Below are 19,736 nucleotides of genomic sequence, written 5' to 3'. Positions count from 1 at the left end.
TTAAAGGGTTTTGGTTAGGACAATTTTGGTGTTATCGTTCTGGCTCACTTGATCCATAAATAGGCGGTACTCATCATACTCTTTGTTGGTATATTTTCCTGTATTAACCAACAAAACTCTTTTGTATATCAAAGTATGAGCTTCTTTTTTGACTAATGAAATAGAGTAAGTTCCAAATTTGGTCTTGCTCTCAAAGGCAGGAGGAATAAATTCTAAAACAAAATCTGAGGGTAAATGAATGATAATTTCATCCTCATCGTAAAATCCACGTGCAATTTCAAAAGGTGTTTTTCGATTTCTAATTCGTTTAATCCCACCTGAAAATCGATTAAAAGCGTTCACGGTCACCATCATTTTATCGGCAGTGAATGTTCCATATTTTGTGGCAGATAACTTGGCATTTTGCGTAAAACGAATCTCCTGTTTATTGTTCTCATGGGCGATTTTATCTATTTTCAAATTATTGATTTCATCCCAAAACTCTTTATAATACTTTTCTTTTTGATCCGGCAGCATGTGCTCCACTTTCTCCTTATCCCCATACTGTGTTCCTTGAGAGACGATTTGGATTTCGCCCGAAAAATCTCCATTAGCTGCTATCGTGTAGGATCCTTTACTCAATTGAGAATTCTCATTCGCCGCATAAATTTTGGTATGCACAATTTGCCCGCCCTCTGGCTTAATGATTAACACATCGCGATCATCTGTAAAATCGGCTTGGTACCCAAAAGGATCGGTTTGACTGGTGCATTCTAACCATGTATAATGATCGCCAACAGGAATCATCAGAATAATGTGATTGCCTTGCATCGAAACAAAATCGGCATCGATATTAATTCGCTTTCTATCGCCATACAAAATAGTGTAATAAGAAGGCACTTCTAATGCTTTTAACAAGGCTTGAGTATAATTGGTCAAAGCTTTACAATCTCCATAACCTAATCGATCTACATCCGAAGCTAGCATAGGTTTCCAACCTCCAATTCCGACTTGAATACTAATATATCGTACTTTTTGCTGAACGAAATCATATACAATTCTGGCCTTTTTTATAGGGTCTTGTTCTGTCCCAACTAACTCTTTTATTTTGGAAACAGTTGTAGGTGGTAAATCAATTGTTCCTGACAAAATTTTGCCAGAATACCATTTACCAAAATCTTCCCATGTTTTTGCATTTCCATCGACTCCTTCGAGGTGGAAAGATTCTAATCCCATAATTACTCTTGGCAAAATATCGTAAAAATAAGGACTATAATCCTCTTGTTTCATTGCCACCAAATTTGAAGCAGTATAACTTAGTTGAGTAGCTGTATCTAGGTTTTTTTGAATAATGTTGTTGGGAAAATTACTTTCTTTTTTCTTAAAACCTAAGTTATTTGGAAAGGTTACGTTCAACACACTTTTTTCGACACTCAATAAATAATCGGGCATAGGAAACCATTGCGGAATAAAAGCGGTGGTGGAAGTTTCCGTTTCGCATTCAAAAATCATAGTAAAGGGATAATTAATCGGGGTATACTCTAAATACAATACACGATTATCCGAAAAAAGAGTGCCACCATCAACCGCACTATGATCTTTGAAATCTTTTCTTTTGAACTTTTTTTGCTCATTTCCTGCTGCATCTACTATAATTGCTTGGATGCTGGAAATACTAGTCGATTTATCATAATGAGTGTAAGCATCCAAAGCGCCTACTCCTGCTTCATTTAGCACGGTGACTACTCGCTTACTTTTAATGACCATTTTCCTTTGAGAAAGAATATCAATATTGAGTTCACTCCATCTAAGCACTGCATTCGCATTTGTCTTTAAACTATCTGCAATAGTTACAACAGGGAATTTTACTTCTTGCGCTGAAAGAATATTTAGCGCTAAGCACATCAAAAACAATACAATAAACTTAAATTTCATAAAATATATAGGGATAAATAAAACCAAAAATCACAAAAAAACGGCAACAGCTTACCGTTGAAGTATTTATTAGAGATTTGTTTTTCTTTAATTTGTGGTAACCAAATATATTGTTATTCTTCAAATAAAAGAAATTATTCTCTGTTTTTTGAATCGATCTGTATCGTCACCGGCCCATCATTTAACAACAAAACCTTCATGTCTGCACCGAAAATTCCAGTGGGTACTTTTTTTCCTAATTTTAATTCTAGGGCTTTTACAAAACGCTCATACATCGGGATGGCAAAATCTGGTTTTGCGGCTTTGATATACGAAGGGCGATTCCCTTTTTTGGTAGCTGCGTGAAGCGTAAACTGGCTAACCACAAGCACATCTCCCCCAACATCTTGAATAGAAAGGTTCATTACCTCATTTTCATCGCCAAAAATGCGAAGTTGGGTAATTTTGGTCACTAACCACTCTAAATCTTCTTGAGTATCGGCTTCTTCTATTCCAACAAAAACCAACAGCCCTTTTTGAATTTCAGCTACTACTTTGCTCTCAACTGTTACTGAGGCATATGCTACTCTTTGGATTACGACTCTCATAAGCCCCCTAACCCCCAAAGGGGGAATTAAAGTTGTGACTTACAAGTACAACTTGATTATTATTCATATAATGATTCATTTCTTAAATATATTTTTAACCCGTTGGGTGAAATTGTTTTTCACCACATAGAATCATAGAATTTGTTGTTTTTAAGAGAAACTAATAGACGTTTTACTATTCACATAGCTCTTCTATTGTGAAAAATAGTGCTATTTCTGTTTGTTTCTATGTTCATTTGCTATTAATCTATGGCTCTAGCCTGCACTGAGGCATCGAAGTGTGGTGAGGTTTTTTATTTTTTTTGAATTTCACCCAACGGGTTATTTTTAAAAAAATACTCATCAAAAGGTATTTTTACAAAGATTAGAGTTCCCCCCTTCGGGGGCTAGGGGGCTTTACTCCCTCGTTTTATCACTCGCTTTTCTGTCTTCATCGTACACATCGGTGCGGTAGTGCTCATCATCACCTTCAAGGATTTTAAGGTAACTATTGTAACGCGACCAAGCAATTTCATCGGTATCTAAAGCAGCTTTTATGGCACAATGTGGTTCTTCTTTATGTAAACAATTGTTGAACTTGCATTGTTCTTTCAACCTAAAAAATTCAGGGAAATAGTCGCTAATTTCTTGAGGCTCCATATCTACAATTCCAAATCCTTTGATACCTGGTGTATCAATAATACTAGCATCAAAAGACAAATCATACATCTCTGCAAAAGTGGTGGTATGCTGTCCTTGCTTGCTTTGTTCAGAGATATTCTTGGTTTTCAAATCCAAACTGGACTCCAAAGCATTAACCAAAGTCGATTTCCCTACACCCGAATGCCCCGAGAACATACTCGTTTTACCAATCATTAATGCTTTCAAATCTTCAACTCCTTTACCTTCAGCAGCTGAAACACGCAAACATTGATACCCAATTTCCTGATAAACGTGCTGCATATACAATTGGTCATCTAAGGTAACATCGTCTAAAGTATCTATTTTGTTAAAAACCAAAATAGTCTCAATACCATAGGCTTCAGCAGTAACCAAAAATCTATCGATAAAACTAAACGTAGTTGGAGGATTGTTGATGGTAATCAACAGAAAAACACGGTCAATATTGGCCGCAATAATGTGCATTTGATGTGACAAATTCACCGATTTTCGAACAATGTAATTCTTACGGTCGTGAATGTGATGAATCGTACCCGTAACGGTGTCCGAAGTCTCCTCCAATTCATAATCTACTACATCGCCTACTGCAATGGGATTGGTGCTTTTAATTCCTTTCATTCGGAACTTCCCCTTCATCCTGCACTCAATAAAATCACCTTGCTCGGATTTCACGGTGTACCAACTGCCTGTAGATTTATAAACGGTTCCTGTCATTTTCAGATTTTAGATTTAAATGTTTGCAAAGATAAATGATTTATGATTGAAGAGTAACGATTTTATATTTATGATTTTAGAACCCTAGAAAAAAACAAAAAAATCCCAAAACAAAAGTCTTGGGATTTAATAAAATCTAAAGTCAGAAATCTTTACGAATTCAATACTTTATCTTGTTTGCTGATACTTTCTTGGTGAATCGCTTTGAACATTTTTAAAACAAACTCTTCCGAAAGTCCTTTCTTTTCTCCTTCCAAAATCATTTTACCTAAAATCTCATTCCAACGATTGTTTTGTAAAACCGCCACGTTTGCTTCTTTTTTCACCTGACCAATTTCTACAGCCACTTTCATTCTTTTGCTCAAAAGCTCCAATAAATTAGCGTCTAACACATCGATATTCGCTCTTAATTTACTCATTTTAGTCATAAACTCATCCGAAACATCAATTTGTTTTCTTACTCTTAAATCTACGAAAATTTGTTTCAAAGCATCTGGCGTTACTTGTTGCGCAGCATCACTCCAAGCATTATCAGGATCTGTATGCGTTTCGATAATCATTCCATCATAATTCAAATCCAAAGCTTCTTGTGTTACTTCAAGAATCATATCACGGTTTCCTGTAATGTGAGAAGGATCAATAATCAAAGGTAAATCAGGGAATTTATTTTGCAATTCAATCGCAATTTGCCATTCCGGAATGTTTCTGTATTTTGTTTTTTCGTAAGTAGAAAAACCACGGTGAATCACCCCTAACTTTTCAATTCCAGCCATGTGCAAACGCTCAACACCACCTAACCACAAAGCTAAATCTGGGTTCACAGGATTTTTAATCAAAACGATTTTATCTGTCCCTTTCAAGGTATCTGCAATTTCTTGAACCGCAAACGGATTGGCAGTAGTACGTGCCCCAACCCATAATACATCAATATCATTTTCTAAAGCCAATTTACAGTGTGCAGCAGTCGCAACTTCGGTTCCCATTAACAAACCTGTTTCTGCTTTGGCTTTTTTCAACCATTTCAATCCTATTTCTCCTACGCCTTCAAATCCTCCTGGACGTGTTCTTGGTTTCCAAATTCCAGCTCTAAAAATACTTACATCAGAATCTTTCAATTCGTGTGCAATTTTCAACACTTGCTCTTCTGTTTCGGCGCTACAAGGTCCTGCTATCACTAATGGATGCGTTAAATTGAACGCTTTCAACCAATTTCTCATTTCTTTCTTGTTTTCCATCTTATTTTTTGTTTATTGATTTATGGTTTATTATTTTATGGTTTGTTGTTTGTCGTTTGTTGTTTATCGTTTGTTTGTGGTTTGTGGTTTGTTGTGTGTGGTTTGTTGTTTATGATTTTTACTTCGCTGTTTTTCCCTTTTCGGGAGTTGGGTGGCTCATCCCATTCAAAATTTCTTTTATTTTATTCACACTTTGCATTTCCTCAAAAATCAAATCGTATTCTTCGCTTTTCAATAAGTCTTTAAACTGTGTCAAATTGGCGATGTACTCTTCTAAACTTTTTACTACATGCTTTTTGTTTTGTTTAAAAATAGGCGTCCACATCGCTGGAGAACTCTTGGCCAAACGCACGGTGCTCTCAAATCCAGAACCCGCCATATCAAAAATATCTTGTTCGCCTTTCTCTTTATTGATGACCGTTTTTCCCAGCATAAACGAACTAATGTGCGACAAATGTGACACATACGCAATGTGTTTATCGTGCGACTTCGGATCCATATACCGAATACGCATTCCTAACGCCTTGAACAATTCGATCGCTTTTTCTTGCAGCTTAAAAGTCGTTTTCTCAACCTCACAAATGATATTCGTTTTTCCTTGAAACAACCCTTTTATAGCCGCTGATGGCCCCGAAAATTCGGTTCCAGCAATAGGATGCGTGGCAATATAATTTCTCCTTCTAGGATGATTGGCCACCACTTCACAAATAGGCATTTTTGTAGAACCCACTTCAAACACAATGGTGTTTTCGCCAATATGATCCAAAACTTCGGGCAAAACGTGCAACGCCACATCCACAGGAACCGAAACAATAACATAATCTGCATCGGCCAAATCCTGCATGGTACTTACTTTCTCCACAACCCCAAGCGCCATCGCTTCTTGCAAATGAGCGTCATTTTTGTCCATTCCGTAAATAGTCGCTTCTGGATGCAAAGACTTTATATCCATCACCATCGAACCTCCAATCAAACCAATTCCTATTACGTGTATATTCATTATAATTTTTATTAGTAGCTAATCCTGCTATCCGCTATATCTATTGTGGCGAACCCCGCCACAATAGGATGCCGCTACTATCAGGGCTAGGGCTTCAGTTTCTTAACACAATTTCAAAAATCTTGCAGACAATCTGAAATCTAAAAATCGTTAATCAACAATCTAAAATCTATGTATCGCTTCTTCAATTTTTTCTTCTTTTACACACAAAGCAAATCGGATGTAGCCTTCTCCATTCGAACCAAAAATTGTTCCCGGTGTAATAAATAGGTAGTTCTCATTCAGTATTTTATCAACAAAATCCTCCGCCGATGTGATTCCTGCCGGAAGCTTTGCCCAAACAAACAAGCCTACTCCTTCTTTGTACACCTCACAACCTAATTTCTCCGCCAATGCTTCGGTTAAAACTCTGCGTTTTGCATAAATCGCATTCATGTCGTCAAACCAAGAAGCGTCACTTTGCAAAGCAGCAATAGCCCCTTTTTGAATGCCGTAAAACATTCCGCTATCCATATTGCTCTTCACTTTCAATACCGCATCAATACAGGCAGCATTTCCAGAAACCATTCCTACGCGCCAACCCGCCATGTTAAAGGTTTTGGACAACGAATTCAACTCCAACGCTACTTCTTTAGCACCTTCAACTTGCAACAAACTCATAGGTTGGTCATTCAAAACAAAACTATACGGATTATCATTGACCAATAGAATGTTGTGTTTTTGTGCAAAAGCTACCAGTTTTTCAAACAAAGCCAAATTCCCTCTGGCTCCTGTAGGCATGTGTGGATAACCAATCCACATCAATTTTACTTTAGACAAATCCATTTTTTCCAAAGCTTCAAAATCTGGTTCCCAATTGGTGCTTTCTTTCAAGTCATAGTACATTGGCACCGCACCTACTAAATTGGTAACCGAAGTATAGGTCGGATACCCAGGATTTGGAATCAAAACGCCATCGCCTTCATTCAAAAACGCTAACGAAATGTGCATAATTCCTTCTTTGGAACCCATCAAAGGCAAAATCTCCGTGGTGCTATTTAGGGTCACTTGATAATTACGCTCATAAAAATCAGCCATCGCTTGTCTTAATTCTGGCAAACCTTGATAGCTTTGATACTGATGTGCATTTTCATCTTGCATTGCAGCAGTCATTGCAGCAATAACAGCAGGAGCAGGTTTTAAATCAGGACTACCTATTCCCATGTTGATTACAGGTTTTCCTTCGGCGGCCAATTGGCGTACTTCTCTCAACTTTGAGGAGAAGTAATATTCTTCAACTATCGCTAAACGTTGGGCTGTTGTTATCATTTTTTTAGCTTTATTCTAAATTGGAATTTGTTATTTTCTAGTTTGGAGATTCAAGTAATGGCTTTGTATTGGGATATTCTCCTAAAACCTTAAAATAATCTGCCATAATACTCACCAACGATTTGGCTTTGGCATAGTCTTCATACTTTTCAAAAGTCACATCGACGAAAAAAGAATACTTCCAAGGTGTTTCAATTTTTGGAAGCGACTGTATTTTGGTTAAATTCAATTTACAATCACTCATTACATTGAGCACAGCGGCCAAACTTCCTCGTTTATGATTTAACTCAAACTTGAGTGAAGCCCTGTTTATCTTATCTTCAGATGCGAATGAATTCTCTTTTTTGAGCATTACAAATCGAGTCATGTTATTTTTAATCGTCTGAATCGATGGCGCGATGATTTCCAATTCATACATTTCTGCAGCAGCAACACTAGCAATTGCCGCAATACCTTTGATTTGATTTTGATGAATTCTTCTAGCGGTTTCGGCTGTATCTTTATCCTCAACCAATTTGATATTGGGGTATTTTTTCAAAAAATCCATACATTGCAACAACGCCATAGGATGAGAATGTACTTCTTTGATGTCTTCTATCGATTGCCCGGGCAAAGCCATCAAATTTTGAAAAATATCCAGATAATGCTCCCCAATAATGTGCAAATTATTCTTATCAATCAATGCATAATTTGGGATAATTGGCCCAGCAATCGAATTTTCAATAGCCATTACAGCTTGATCACATTTACCGCTCAACAAACTATCTACCAACTCCTCGAAAGATAAACATTCATCAACCTCAATATTTTGATAAAAATAATCTTGAGCCACTTGGTGGTGAAATGACCCTTTAATTCCCTGAATTCCAATTTTTGTTCTCATATAGTCAAAAAAAAATCCTGATTTTCATCAGGATTGTATCGTAGTTTTATTTGTATCTTTTTTACTTTCAAATAACCATAGCACAATCCTTACTTCTCAAAGAAGAAATAAAAAGTGTAGCTAAAATAAAAACGGTTGTTTGACATTTTGTTTATTTGTTTTTCTGAATAAATTCTTGACAAAGATAAAAACTTAATCCAAAGAACTAAAGAAAAATTACCGAAATGATTAACAAAAACGGATTTCTTTGTGAAATTAACTTTCAATTAACAATAACAGAAAAAAAGCCTTGCAAAACACCTGCTTTTTAACAATTATTCTGTTACCCAAAGAACTTGTTCATTTAATTTTTCATTTTTGGAACACGAGAAGGAGTATCTTTTCCACTGATTATGGTTTGTGAACTGATGGCAATCGACTTAATAATCTCCGTCATATTATTCATATCTAAAGTCCCCACTTCGTCACTCAATTTATGATAATTCGGTTCAATATCCATTTTTGATGTTGAAATAGTGTGAGCAGGAACCCCTAGAGCGGCTAATCTTGCATTATCAGAACGGTAAAACAATTGTTCTTGAGGGTACGGATCTTGATAAAAATTGAATCCTGAACCTACCAAATTCTTTTGCAAAATAGTTCCAAAATCAGAGCGTTCGAACCCTGTAATATAGGCTGAGTTTTTGCCCCATTTACTTTCCGTACCGATCATTTCTATATTAAACATCGCCACGACTTCGTCTGCATTAATCGAATTTGAGAAAAAAGAAGATCCATAACCTCCTGTTTCTTCGCCTGTAAATGCTACAAAAATGAGTGTTCGTGCATTATCGTTTTTCTTTTTAAAATATTCTGCCAAAGTAATTACCGCTGTAATTCCAGAAGCATCATCATTGGCACCGTTAAAAATTTTGTCATCGCCAGCTTCTTCCATTCCTAAATGGTCGTAATGTCCTGAAAAAATAACATATTCATTTGGCTTTGATTTCCCTGGAATTATTCCAATTACATTATTAGCCTTCTTGCCTTTAATCAAAAAATCTTGGCTATAAGATTGTAATTCTTTATAGTAGGTTAACCCAATGCGTTTGAATTCGCCTTCGATAAAAACCGATGCTTTCTCGATTCCTGGTGTAAACATGCCACGCCCTTCCATGGCATCCGAAGCCAATTCCGTCTCTATTCTAGTCACCTCGCTTTGTTGAATTCCATTTTGAGCATAAGTGATCGCTCCCAAAAGCATGAACAGTCCTAAACTAATTTTTTTCATTTTGTATGATTTTGATTTAATTGATTTCATTTTGTCCCAAAAGCCATTTTTTACCTTCCACGATTCTGGTCACCATCATTGCCGAAATCAAATCGCCATTGGCATTGAGCAAAGTCGCCATGGGATCGACAAGTGTACCAATAATCATGGCTGCTGGCAAAGCTTGTTCCATTGGAAAACCATAAATGGTGATGGCTAAAATCTCTCCAATATAACCTCCATTTGGAATCCCACCTTCTACTACCGAAACGATAATCGTTATACCAATAGCTGTTAGAATCGTAATCGGATCTGTAAAATCCTTACCAAAAATAGCAAAAATCACAGCTATTTTCACGATAGATGACATACTCGATCCATCTTTATGCAAAGGCGCTCCTAGTGGTATGACTACATTACGAATATACGCTGGGATTTTCATTTGCGTTGCTCCTTCAAGATTAGCTGGAATGGTCGCGATACTGCTGCACGTTCCGATGGCCGTAAAGGAAGGCGTAATGTTGTTTTTCCAAAATACTTTCACGCCTAATCCACCTCCAGAAAAATAGGCATAAAGGGTAAAAAACACGATGAAGTAAAAAGCGCAGGTGCCATAATAAACCGCCAAAGGCTTAGCATATGCTCCAAAAAGCTGAGGACCAAAAATTCCCACTTGATAGGCAAAGTAAGCACCTAATCCAATTGGAGCTCCTTTCATGATGATGCCGAGTAGTTGTTTCATCACCTCATTGGCGGACTGCAAAAATCGAGCAAAGTCCTTCCCTTTTTCACCAGCATTTAAAGTGGCAAAACCCATTAAAAAAGAAAAAAAGATCAAAGCTAACATGTTTTTACGAGACAAAATTTCATAAAAATCATTTACTGTTAACAGCTTAGTAACGGGCGAATCTGTTGTACTTTCATGAGCCATCTCCAAAGAAGATTTTACTAAAAATGCGGCTTGGTCTAAAGGAAAAAGTAAAACGCCAATCACCATAACTATAGCAGAAATGATTACCGTACTCAAAAAGACTAGCAAAACGATTCCGAAGAGTTTACCAAGTTTTTCGGTTTTCTGTAAATTGGCAATAGAAGCCGCAATGGTAAAGAAAACCAAAGGAATAATCGCTGTAAATAAAAGATTCAAAAAAATATCGCCCAAAGGTTTAATGACTTCAACGTCTTTACCAAAAAGCAATCCAGCAATACTTCCAAGCATAATTCCGCCCAAAAGGAGTAGGATACTGCTATAATTTTCTAAAAAAGAATTTGATTTATGCTCGCTCATGATAAAATGTTTTGGGTAAATATATAAATATTAGCCCATTGAACTATAAAAAAACAAATTGGCTCAAGATAAAAGCCTAAAATGGAACATTATTTTTCATACCACCCAAAGAAACTTCCATAGCTTGGTTTTTCTGTTTACTTTTGCAACAAAACCATTGTCATGTCAATAGAAGTTACAAATTTATCCAAAAGCTACGGCACTCAAAAAGCCTTAGACTCGATTACATTTTCAGTAAAAAAAGGAGAAATCGTTGGTTTTTTAGGCCCAAATGGCGCTGGAAAATCCACTTTGATGAAAATATTGACCACGTATCTAGCGGCTGATGAAGGCGAAGCATTAGTAAACGATAAAAATGTCCTTTCAGACACCAAAGAAGTACAGCAAATCATTGGTTATTTACCAGAGCACAATCCGCTGTATTTGGATTTATATGTTAGAGAATATCTGGCTTTCAACGCCGATGTATACAAAGTTCCCTCTTCTCGCATTCAAGAAGTAATTGAATTGACAGGATTAACATCCGAAAGTCATAAAAAAATAGGACAACTCTCTAAAGGATACCGTCAGCGTGTAGGATTAGCCAATGCCTTATTGCACAATCCTGAGGTTTTAATTTTGGACGAGCCCACCACAGGTTTAGACCCGAATCAATTGGTCGAAATAAGAAATGTGATCAAAAACGTCGGAAAAGACAAAACCGTATTTCTTTCGACTCACATCATGCAAGAAGTAGAAGCGATTTGTGACCGTGTCATTATTATTGATAAAGGGAAAATTGTAGCTGACAAAAAATTAGAAGTTTTGATTGCCGCCGACAAAGAACAAGTCATTGAAGTAGAATTTGATTTAAAAGTAACCGAAGACCAAATCAATACCATTCCACATTTAAAATCATTCATCAAAAACAGTGATTATCTATGGGAACTGACCTTTTTGTCGAGTCAAGATATGCGTCCAACCGTATTCGATTTCGCTCACGACAATGGTTTAAAAACCTTGCAACTCAACCAGAAAAACAAAAACTTAGAAGCGGTGTTTAGGGAGATTACGAAGTAGTCCTTAGTGAGTAGTCCTTAGTGAGTAGTGAATAGTAATTAGTGAATAGTAATTAGTGATTGGTAATTAGTGAGTAGTAATTAGTGAGTAGTAAATATTGAATAACAAAAAAAATACCCGACAAGCAAAAGCTCATCGAGTACTTCCAATTGAAATAATATACTCCTTTTATTAAAAAATCTGACTAGCGATTTGTCTGATGTTTTCTGATTTTCCCATAGAATAATAATGCAAAACGGGAACTCCTGCTGCTTTTAATTCTATCGATTGTTGAATCGCCCATTCGATTCCTACTTGGCGAATTTCGGCGTTGTTTTTACATTTTTCTACCGCAGCAATTAGATCCTCTGGTAAATCAATACGGAAAATTTGTGGCAACACTTGCAAATGTCTTTCTACTGCAATAGGTTTTATCCCCGGAATAATCGGAACTGTAATGCCCATTTCTCGAGCTTTGGCTACAAATTCGAAATATTTAGCATTATCAAAAAACATTTGAGTAACGACATAATCCGCACCTGCATCTACTTTTTCTTTAAGGCGCTTCAAATCGGTTTGCAAAGAAGGGGATTCCAAATGCTTCTCAGGATAACCCGCCACACCAATACAAAAATCGGCTTTATTGTCGATATCCATTACCTCGTGTAGATACTTCCCTTGGTTCAATTGATAAATTTGGCTTACTAAATCGGAAGCATACTTATTTCCTCCATTGGTAGGCACAAACGATTGCTCGTCTTTCATCGCATCACCACGCAAAGCCATCACATTATCAATACCTAAGTAATGACAATCGACCAACAAATACTCGGTTTCTTCTTTCGTAAAACCGCCACAAAGCACGTGTGGCACCGTGTCGACATTATATTTATGTTTGATCGAAGCACAAATACCCAAGGTTCCTGGGCGCATTCTTGTCAGCTTCTTTTCTAATAACCCATTCCCTTTATTTACGTAGATAAACTCTTCACGAGAAGTGGTCACATCAATAAATGGTGGCTTGAACTCCATCAACGGATCGATGTTGTCGTATAATTCCTGAATGCTCTTGCCTTTTTGTGGCGGAATAATTTCAAAAGAAAACAAGGTTTCTCCTTTAGCGTTTTCTATATGTTGTGTTACTTTCATAATCCTCCCCCGACCCCTCCGAAGGAGGGGAGAACTCGGGTAATTTTAATTGAACAATATATTTATACTTTAATAATAGTCATTTCTGCCCTACTCCAATTTTTATTAACAAAGATTGGAGTTCCCCCTTCGGGGGCTAGGGGGATTAATCAGCTATATTCGGATTCAACCATTTCATGGCTACATCGGTCGAAACATTTCTTCGTTTGGCGTAATCAATTACTTGGTCTTCTTTGATTTTACCTAGTCCGAAATACTTGCTCTCTGGATTTCCAAAATAGTAACCAGAAACGGATGAAGCTGGCCACATCGCCATACTTTCAGTTAAGGTTACTCCAATTTCTTCTTCAACGTTCAATAATTTCCAAATAGTCGGTTTCTCTAAATGGTCTGGACAAGCTGGATATCCTGGTGCTGGACGAATTCCTTTATACGATTCTTCAATCAAGTCTTCTTTACTCAACACCTCATCAGCAGCATAGCCCCAAAATTCTTTACGCACTTTCTCATGTAAATATTCCGCAAAAGCTTCTGCAAAACGGTCTGCCAACGCCTTCACCATAATGGAATTATAATCGTCTAATGCAGCTTCAAATTCGGCTGCCCATTCGTCTACTCCAAAACCAGTAGTCACACAAAAAGCTCCCATATAATCCACTTTTCCACTATCTTTTGGCGCAATAAAATCAGACAATGCAATGTTTGGCGCTCCTTTGGTTTTTTGAGCTTGCTGACGCAAAGTCAAGAAGAGCAAAGCCCCCCCCGCCCCCGAAGGGGGAGCTTCCGTACTTGTGGAAAATTTTTCAGAATCTTTTCTCATATGCTGAGTAGCTCCCCCTTCGGGGGTTGGGGGGCTTATTTCAATATCATCATCATTGATTTGATTCGCAGGAAAAATTCCGTAAACGCCTTTTGCCCTTAACTTTTTCTCCTCCAAAATGACTTTCAGCATTGCTTGTGCATCCGCAAAAACGGAAGTAGCTTGTTCACCTACAACCTCATCGGTTAAAATTGCAGGATACTTCCCGAATAATTCCCAAGTTCTGAAAAAAGGCGTCCAATCGATATATGGTACCAAAGTCTCCAAATCCACTTCTACGATTTGTTTGCCAATTACTTTGGGTTGTACTGGAGTAAAATTATCCCAATCCAATTGCAATTTGTTTTTACGGGCTTGCTCAATCGTTAGGAAGTTTTTGTCGCGCGAACGATTTAAGAAGGTTTCCCTAAACGCATCGTATTCTGCCCGAATATCGCTGGCATAAATTTTTCGGTTATGATCCAATAAGTTACCCGCTACGGTCACCGCTCTTGAAGCATCGTTAACGTGAATTACCGTTTCTCTGTATTGAGGCGCAATTTTCACGGCGGTATGCGCACGCGAAGTAGTCGCTCCACCAATCATCACTGGAATTTTCAGCCCTCTTTTATCCAATTCCTTAGCGAGATACACCATTTCGTCTAGTGAGGGCGTAATCAATCCGCTCAAGCCAATAATATCCACTTCGTGCTCAATAGCTGCAGCAATAATCTTTTCTGGGGGCACCATCACACCCAAATCAACTATCTCATAATTATTACAGGCCAATACTACCGAAACAATATTTTTTCCAATATCGTGTACGTCTCCTTTTACGGTTGCCATCAGGATTTTTCCGTTTCCAGACTTGTCACCAACTTGCTTGGCCGCTTCAATATAGGGAAGTAAATACGCTACCGCTTTTTTCATTACACGTGCTGACTTTACTACTTGTGGCAAAAACATTTTTCCAGAACCAAACAAATCTCCCACGACATTCATTCCAGCCATCAAATTGATTTCGATTACTTCGATGGGCTTTTCGGCAGCCAAACGTGCTTCTTCTACATCGGCTTCTATAAATTCATCAATACCTTTGACCAAGGCGTGTGTGATACGGTCTTGTAAAGAACCCGAACGCCATTCTTGTACTGCTTTCTCGTTGCTCTTTACATCGCCTTTTACATTTTCAGCAAAATCCAACAAACGTTCGGTGGCATCATCGCGACGGTTCAAAATCACGTCTTCAACGTGCTCTAATAAATCCTTCGGAATGTCGTCATAAATCGTCAACATTTCGGGATTTACAATTCCCATCGTCATTCCGTGTTGGATACCGTGATACAAGAAAACCGAATGCATCGCCTCTCTAACCACATCGTTTCCTCTAAACGAAAACGACACATTACTCACTCCACCACTAATGTGGGCGTGCGGTAAATTTTCGCGAACCCATTTGGTTCCTCTAAAGAAATCCAAAGCATTCAAGCGATGTTCTTCCATCCCTGTTGCTACAGGAAAAATATTCAAATCGAAGATGATATCTTGTGGTGGAAAATGTACTTTGTTCACCAAAATATCATACGAACGCTGGCAAATTTCGACACGCCTTTCGTAATTATCGGCCTGACCTACTTCGTCAAAAGCCATCACAATCACCGCCGCACCATAACGTTTGATTAAGTTCGCGTGATGAATGAATCGCTCCTCGCCTTCTTTCAAAGAAATCGAATTCACAACACATTTCCCCTGCACCACTTTCAATCCCGCCTCAATGATTTCCCATTTCGAGCTGTCAATCATAATCGGAACACGCGAAATATCTGGTTCGGCCGCAATCAAATTCAGAAATTTGGTCATAGCATATTCGCCATCCAGCATCCCCTCGTCCATATTGATATCGATAATCTGTGCGCCACCTTCTACTTGTTGGCGCGCAATATCAAGCGCCTCATCGTATTTCTCTTCCTTTATCAATCGAAGAAATTTTCGCGAACCCGTCACATTGGTTCGTTCCCCCACATTCACAAATACGCTTTCCGGCGTGATGATTAAGGGTTCCAATCCTGATAATACTAGGTTTCTTCTTTTTTCTGCCATTTCTTTATTTTGAGTTACTCAGTGGCTAAGTAGCTTAGACACTAAGTGATTTTCTATTCTATATTTTATCTCCAGCTCGTCTTCAAAACGAAACTGGGTTTTCTTTTTTATTTTGGGCGTGTCCCAAGGGCCGGGCTATCCGTTCCCGCTTTTTTTCTTGATAAAAAAATCAAGAAAAAAGAGCTCCACTACTATCCCTCACGCGGGCATTGTGCAATACAAAACCATTTTTGTTTCAATGAAACGGTTCCGTTTTTATAATTCACAACGGAATGAATTTTCCTCTTACATCCAACGGATTAAAATCCGTTGCTACAAAATGGGTCGTTCCTACGGAACTTTTATACTGCTAGCGCGAGCGTCTCGCTCGTGCTTATTCTTCTTTCTTAAAAATATTTCCTGCCTAAAGTATGTGCACGAGCGGGACGCTCGCGCTAGCTGGGTTAACTAGCAGATATAATTCATTTATATTTTTCTTGAATTGATTTACAATTACTATTCAAACCAGGATAGATACTTTCTTCTGAAATTCCTAACCACCTTAGTTCTTTTTTAATTTCATTTTTCTTGCATCCATCAATAACTATACTTCTCAAAAACATATCCTTATTAGAGTTATTTAGCAAACCATTAATTTCATTTCCAAAAATTGTAAAGCAAGATTTTTGTGCTTTCATTCTTTCGTCAAACAGATACGGATAAATTGCTAATGGAAAAGCCTTTTTATTTGATTCAAAATCCATTTCTAAATATTTCCTGCAAAATTCATCTATAACCAATTTTCCATCTTCATATAAATCTTCTTTTTTTGAACTTTGTGGAAAATAAATCATAGTCGAATTAATACTTGTATAATTACTATATGTTGTTTGGTTCAATTTGTGAGGATCTAAAACCCATATTTTAAAATCATCTTTATTATTATCATCTTTAACTGCAAAATATATTGCAACTAATGCACTTTCAGTCCAATCTAATAAACGGGTTCTTAATCCATAATGCTGCATTAAAAAATAATTATTCCAGCTATTATTTTCAATTCTGTTTTGATTTAAAAACATCATTGAATTTCTTAAAAACTCTGCTTTTAAATTATTTTCAACGTCTTTTGTATTCCTAAATATATCATTATAATCTTCTTCATCAACCCGACCTATACACCTATAAGCATTAGGGAGTAATGGAGTAAAAGGTACTAAATCAATTTTATTTTTTAAAGATTCTCTATTTTCTAAAGGAGTAAAATCTTTTTCAGCTCTAAACCAAAAATTCTGTATACCGCCAATATTATTAAACGAACTAAATTGATTTTTAATTAATTCAATTATTTCAGAAAGGCTTTCAGCTTTTTTATCCATTTTACTTTAATAAATAATTAAAAACAATAAATTATTCTTTTACATCACCGCAGTCGAAACCCTCGGTTTAAACTCCTTAGCGATATCCGCAATTAATTTGATGTGTTCTGGAGTGGTGCCGCAGCAGCCGCCTATGATGTTGATTAAATTATCTTCTAAATAAGAGCGAATTTGCGCTTGCATTTCCTCTGGTGTTTCGTCGTATTCTCCAAAGGCATTCGGCAAACCTGCATTAGGATGCGCCGAGATATTGAAAGAGGTATTATGCGACAAAGTTTGCAAATACGGCTTGAGCAAATCGGCTCCCAAAGCGCAATTGAATCCTACACTCAACAACGGAATGTGCGAAACTGAAATCAAGAAAGCCTCAACGGTTTGTCCAGAAAGGGTTCTTCCTGAAGCATCGGTGATGGTTCCAGAAACCATAATAGGCACATCTATGTGGCGTTCTTCTTTGACTTCTTCGATGGCAAAAAGTGCGGCTTTGGCATTCAGCGTATCGAAAATAGTTTCTACCAAAAGAATGTCAGAACCTCCATCCAACAAGGCTTCGACTTGTTGTTTGTAAGCGATGCGTAAATCATCAAAAGTTACGGCGCGGTATCCTGGGTCATTCACATCGGGTGACATACTTGCGGTTCTGTTCGTGGGTCCAATGGAGCCAGCAACAAAACGCGGTTGGTCTGGATTTTTAGCAGTGAATTCATCTGCTACTTCTCGGGCTAGTTTAGCGGATTCGTAGTTGAGTTCGTATACCAAATCCTCTAAGTGATAATCGGCCATTCCGATAGTGGTTCCTGAGAAAGTGTTGGTTTCTACAATATCGGCTCCTGCCTCAAAATAGGCGGCGTGCACGGCTTTGATGGCCTGTGGTTGCGTGAGAGACAATAAATCATTGTTCCCTTTTAACGGATGCGGAAAATTTTTGAATCGTTCGCCACGAAAATCTTCTTCGGAGAAATTGTAGCGTTGCAACATTGTTCCCATCGCTCCGTCGAGCACGAGAATTCTTTTTTTAATTTCTTCCCAAATAAGCCCCCTAGCCCCCGAAGGGGGAACTCCTATCGTATCTTTTAAATCTTTTGACATATTTTTATTTACCGCTAAGACGCAAGGGCGCAAAGCTTTTTTTAATTTATAGTTTCTATTATTTCTCCCGTTTGAAGAAATACATTGCTTTTTTTGTTTCTAAATAAGCCTATTGCCAACTCTTTAGCCCCGATGGAAGCGGCATCCTTTTTTTATTTTACCCTGTCAGGGTTTTGAACCCTGACAGGGTAAAATAAAAAAAGATATAGCGTACAGCGGGAACATTGATGCCAAAAAAGCGGCAATGATGCGCTCATTCAATTATTTAAAAATGTATCGGGAAAGGGGTTTGAAAAAATACGAGACTGTATTTTGTTGTTATCTATCCGCGCTATGCTTGGTAGAATGTAGCACCTTCTTTAAAAAAGTAAAGGGTTGCTAAGGTTTCATCGGGTCTTTTCCCTCCGCCTTTCGTGATAACTTTCAATAAAAATAGGAACGCTGCAAAGTAACGACATAACGCTAACAATTGCAAGTGTTTTTTTAGAAGTTTAAAAGTTTAAAAAAGGTTTAAATTGTTTAAAGTTGTTTAAGATTGTCGCCAAATCGACGCTTCACTCAAACTTTTAAACATTTTAAACTACTTTAATACTTAGGCTTTTGCTTTGTCCCTCTGTAATTAATAATTTCAATTCGTTTTAATCGGGTATTAATTCGGTAAACCAGATAGTTATTTTTATCTATAATTGCTTTGTGTAAAAGTGGATGGGTTGTAGATTTTGGAAATAATTCAGGGTAAAGAATAATTAGACTTGTAACTTGTTTTATTTTTTCTTCCAATTGCAAAATTTCTTTTGTAGACCAAAATTTGTCTAAATAAACAAGAACGCTTTCTAAACCCTTCTCTGCCTGTGGAGTCCATAGAAGGCTTAATGCCATTTTGCAAATTTATCCATAATAGTTGTATGGCTTACTAAATCATTATTTTCGGCTTGGGAAATGCCAATTTCAATTTCTTCTTTTTCTTTTACAGACAAATCACTGTACCAATCCTTTTTACTAGCCTTTACCAACAATTCCAGTTTTTCCATAAGATCCTCATCTACATTAGATAGTTCTTGAATAAAATGGTATTTTCTTGTTACTAAATTCATAATAAATTAATTATAATACCTCACAAAGATATAAATAAAAAAGCTCAAACCATAGTACAAGTTTGAGCTTTAATATTTTGAAGGTTTAGGATTTCCAAAAAAGTTTAAATTGTTTAATGGCGTTTAAATGTTTAGAGCTGTAAAGTTATCTACTTGTTTTAATTGATTGTAAACCAATAGGCTTTTGATTAATCATTCTTGTGATTAGATTGTCAAATATGGTTTGCTTGTGTATTGATCTGTTTAATCGATAGCTATACTCGTCTAAATA

Annotated in this window: 16 protein-coding genes, 1 pseudogene and 1 riboswitch; of the genes and pseudogenes, 1 reads left to right on the top strand and 16 read right to left on the bottom strand. The window is 37.2% G+C overall.

What is annotated here, in order from left to right; genetic code table 11:
- The 9 genes from O9307_RS13805 to O9307_RS13765 all read right to left on the bottom strand — a co-directional run bounded on the left by O9307_RS13805 (position 1) and on the right by O9307_RS13765 (position 10,838).
- Positions 1 to 1,914 carry a DUF3857 domain-containing protein gene (locus O9307_RS13805; RefSeq protein WP_298300335.1) on the bottom strand — a complete coding sequence of 638 codons (1,914 nt, stop codon included), beginning with the start codon at positions 1,912 to 1,914 and terminating at the stop codon, positions 1 to 3.
- A 134-nt stretch (positions 1,915 to 2,048) separates the two neighbouring features.
- On the bottom strand, positions 2,049 to 2,501 hold the full coding sequence (gene dtd, locus O9307_RS13800; RefSeq protein WP_298300332.1) for a D-aminoacyl-tRNA deacylase: 453 nt from the start codon (positions 2,499 to 2,501) through the stop codon (positions 2,049 to 2,051).
- A 396-nt stretch (positions 2,502 to 2,897) separates the two neighbouring features.
- Positions 2,898 to 3,875: a ribosome small subunit-dependent GTPase A gene (gene rsgA, locus O9307_RS13795; RefSeq protein ID WP_298300329.1), complete on the bottom strand. Its 978-nt coding sequence runs from the start codon at positions 3,873 to 3,875 to the stop codon at positions 2,898 to 2,900.
- A 152-nt stretch (positions 3,876 to 4,027) separates the two neighbouring features.
- Positions 4,028 to 5,110, bottom strand: coding sequence for a bifunctional 3-deoxy-7-phosphoheptulonate synthase/chorismate mutase type II (locus tag O9307_RS13790; RefSeq protein WP_298300327.1), 1,083 nt, complete (start codon positions 5,108 to 5,110; stop codon positions 4,028 to 4,030).
- Between the two features lie 118 nt (positions 5,111 to 5,228).
- A complete protein-coding gene (locus O9307_RS13785; RefSeq protein ID WP_298300324.1) occupies positions 5,229 to 6,110 on the bottom strand; it encodes a prephenate dehydrogenase in 882 nt (293 codons plus the stop codon).
- A 162-nt stretch (positions 6,111 to 6,272) separates the two neighbouring features.
- Positions 6,273 to 7,418 carry an aminotransferase class I/II-fold pyridoxal phosphate-dependent enzyme gene (locus O9307_RS13780; protein WP_298300323.1) on the bottom strand — a complete coding sequence of 382 codons (1,146 nt, stop codon included), beginning with the start codon at positions 7,416 to 7,418 and terminating at the stop codon, positions 6,273 to 6,275.
- Between the two features lie 37 nt (positions 7,419 to 7,455).
- On the bottom strand, positions 7,456 to 8,301 hold the full coding sequence (locus O9307_RS13775; protein ID WP_078212667.1) for a prephenate dehydratase: 846 nt from the start codon (positions 8,299 to 8,301) through the stop codon (positions 7,456 to 7,458).
- A gap of 343 nt (positions 8,302 to 8,644) precedes the next feature.
- Complete coding sequence (locus O9307_RS13770) at positions 8,645 to 9,571, bottom strand: M28 family peptidase (protein ID WP_298300319.1); 927 nt, start codon at positions 9,569 to 9,571, stop codon at positions 8,645 to 8,647.
- A gap of 16 nt (positions 9,572 to 9,587) precedes the next feature.
- Complete coding sequence (locus O9307_RS13765) at positions 9,588 to 10,838, bottom strand: dicarboxylate/amino acid:cation symporter (protein ID WP_298300318.1); 1,251 nt, start codon at positions 10,836 to 10,838, stop codon at positions 9,588 to 9,590.
- A gap of 162 nt (positions 10,839 to 11,000) precedes the next feature.
- On the opposite strand from O9307_RS13765, the gene gldA reads away from it, so the two are divergent.
- Positions 11,001 to 11,897 (top strand): gliding motility-associated ABC transporter ATP-binding subunit GldA, encoded by an 897-nt coding sequence (gene gldA, locus O9307_RS13760; RefSeq protein ID WP_298300316.1) that lies wholly within the window; start codon positions 11,001 to 11,003, stop codon positions 11,895 to 11,897.
- A gap of 171 nt (positions 11,898 to 12,068) precedes the next feature.
- Here the strand turns inward: gldA and metF are convergent, their stop codons facing one another.
- From metF to O9307_RS13725, 7 genes and pseudogenes are all read right to left on the bottom strand, one after another.
- On the bottom strand, positions 12,069 to 13,025 hold the full coding sequence (metF, locus tag O9307_RS13755) for a methylenetetrahydrofolate reductase [NAD(P)H] (RefSeq protein ID WP_159687654.1): 957 nt from the start codon (positions 13,023 to 13,025) through the stop codon (positions 12,069 to 12,071).
- A gap of 145 nt (positions 13,026 to 13,170) precedes the next feature.
- Positions 13,171 to 15,924, bottom strand: a complete 2,754-nt coding sequence (gene metH / locus O9307_RS13750; protein ID WP_298300311.1) for a methionine synthase — start codon at positions 15,922 to 15,924, stop codon at positions 13,171 to 13,173.
- Between the two features lie 461 nt (positions 15,925 to 16,385).
- Positions 16,386 to 17,282 carry an FRG domain-containing protein gene (locus O9307_RS13745; protein ID WP_298300309.1) on the bottom strand — a complete coding sequence of 299 codons (897 nt, stop codon included), beginning with the start codon at positions 17,280 to 17,282 and terminating at the stop codon, positions 16,386 to 16,388.
- 39 nt (positions 17,283 to 17,321) lie between these two features.
- Entirely contained in the window at positions 17,322 to 18,371 is a 1,050-nt protein-coding gene (locus O9307_RS13740; protein ID WP_298300307.1) for a homocysteine S-methyltransferase family protein, read from the bottom strand.
- 315 nt (positions 18,372 to 18,686) lie between these two features.
- Positions 18,687 to 18,794, bottom strand: a riboswitch (SAM riboswitch).
- Positions 18,795 to 18,956: 162 nt separating this feature from the next.
- Positions 18,957 to 19,250 carry a type II toxin-antitoxin system RelE/ParE family toxin gene (locus tag O9307_RS13735; protein ID WP_298300306.1) on the bottom strand — a complete coding sequence of 98 codons (294 nt, stop codon included), beginning with the start codon at positions 19,248 to 19,250 and terminating at the stop codon, positions 18,957 to 18,959.
- Positions 19,241 to 19,465 (bottom strand): hypothetical protein, encoded by a 225-nt coding sequence (locus O9307_RS13730; protein ID WP_298300304.1) that lies wholly within the window; start codon positions 19,463 to 19,465, stop codon positions 19,241 to 19,243. The genes O9307_RS13735 and O9307_RS13730 overlap by 10 nt, the downstream gene beginning before the upstream one ends.
- Positions 19,466 to 19,610: 145 nt before the next feature.
- Positions 19,611 to 19,736 (bottom strand): annotated as a pseudogene (locus tag O9307_RS13725) (IS1595 family transposase); the annotation flags it as partial.

It is taken from the genome of Flavobacterium sp. (genome assembly GCF_027531905.1).
Classification (GTDB): Bacteria; Bacteroidota; Bacteroidia; order Flavobacteriales; family Flavobacteriaceae; genus Flavobacterium.
This window is presented reverse-complemented; position numbering and strand designations above follow the sequence as displayed.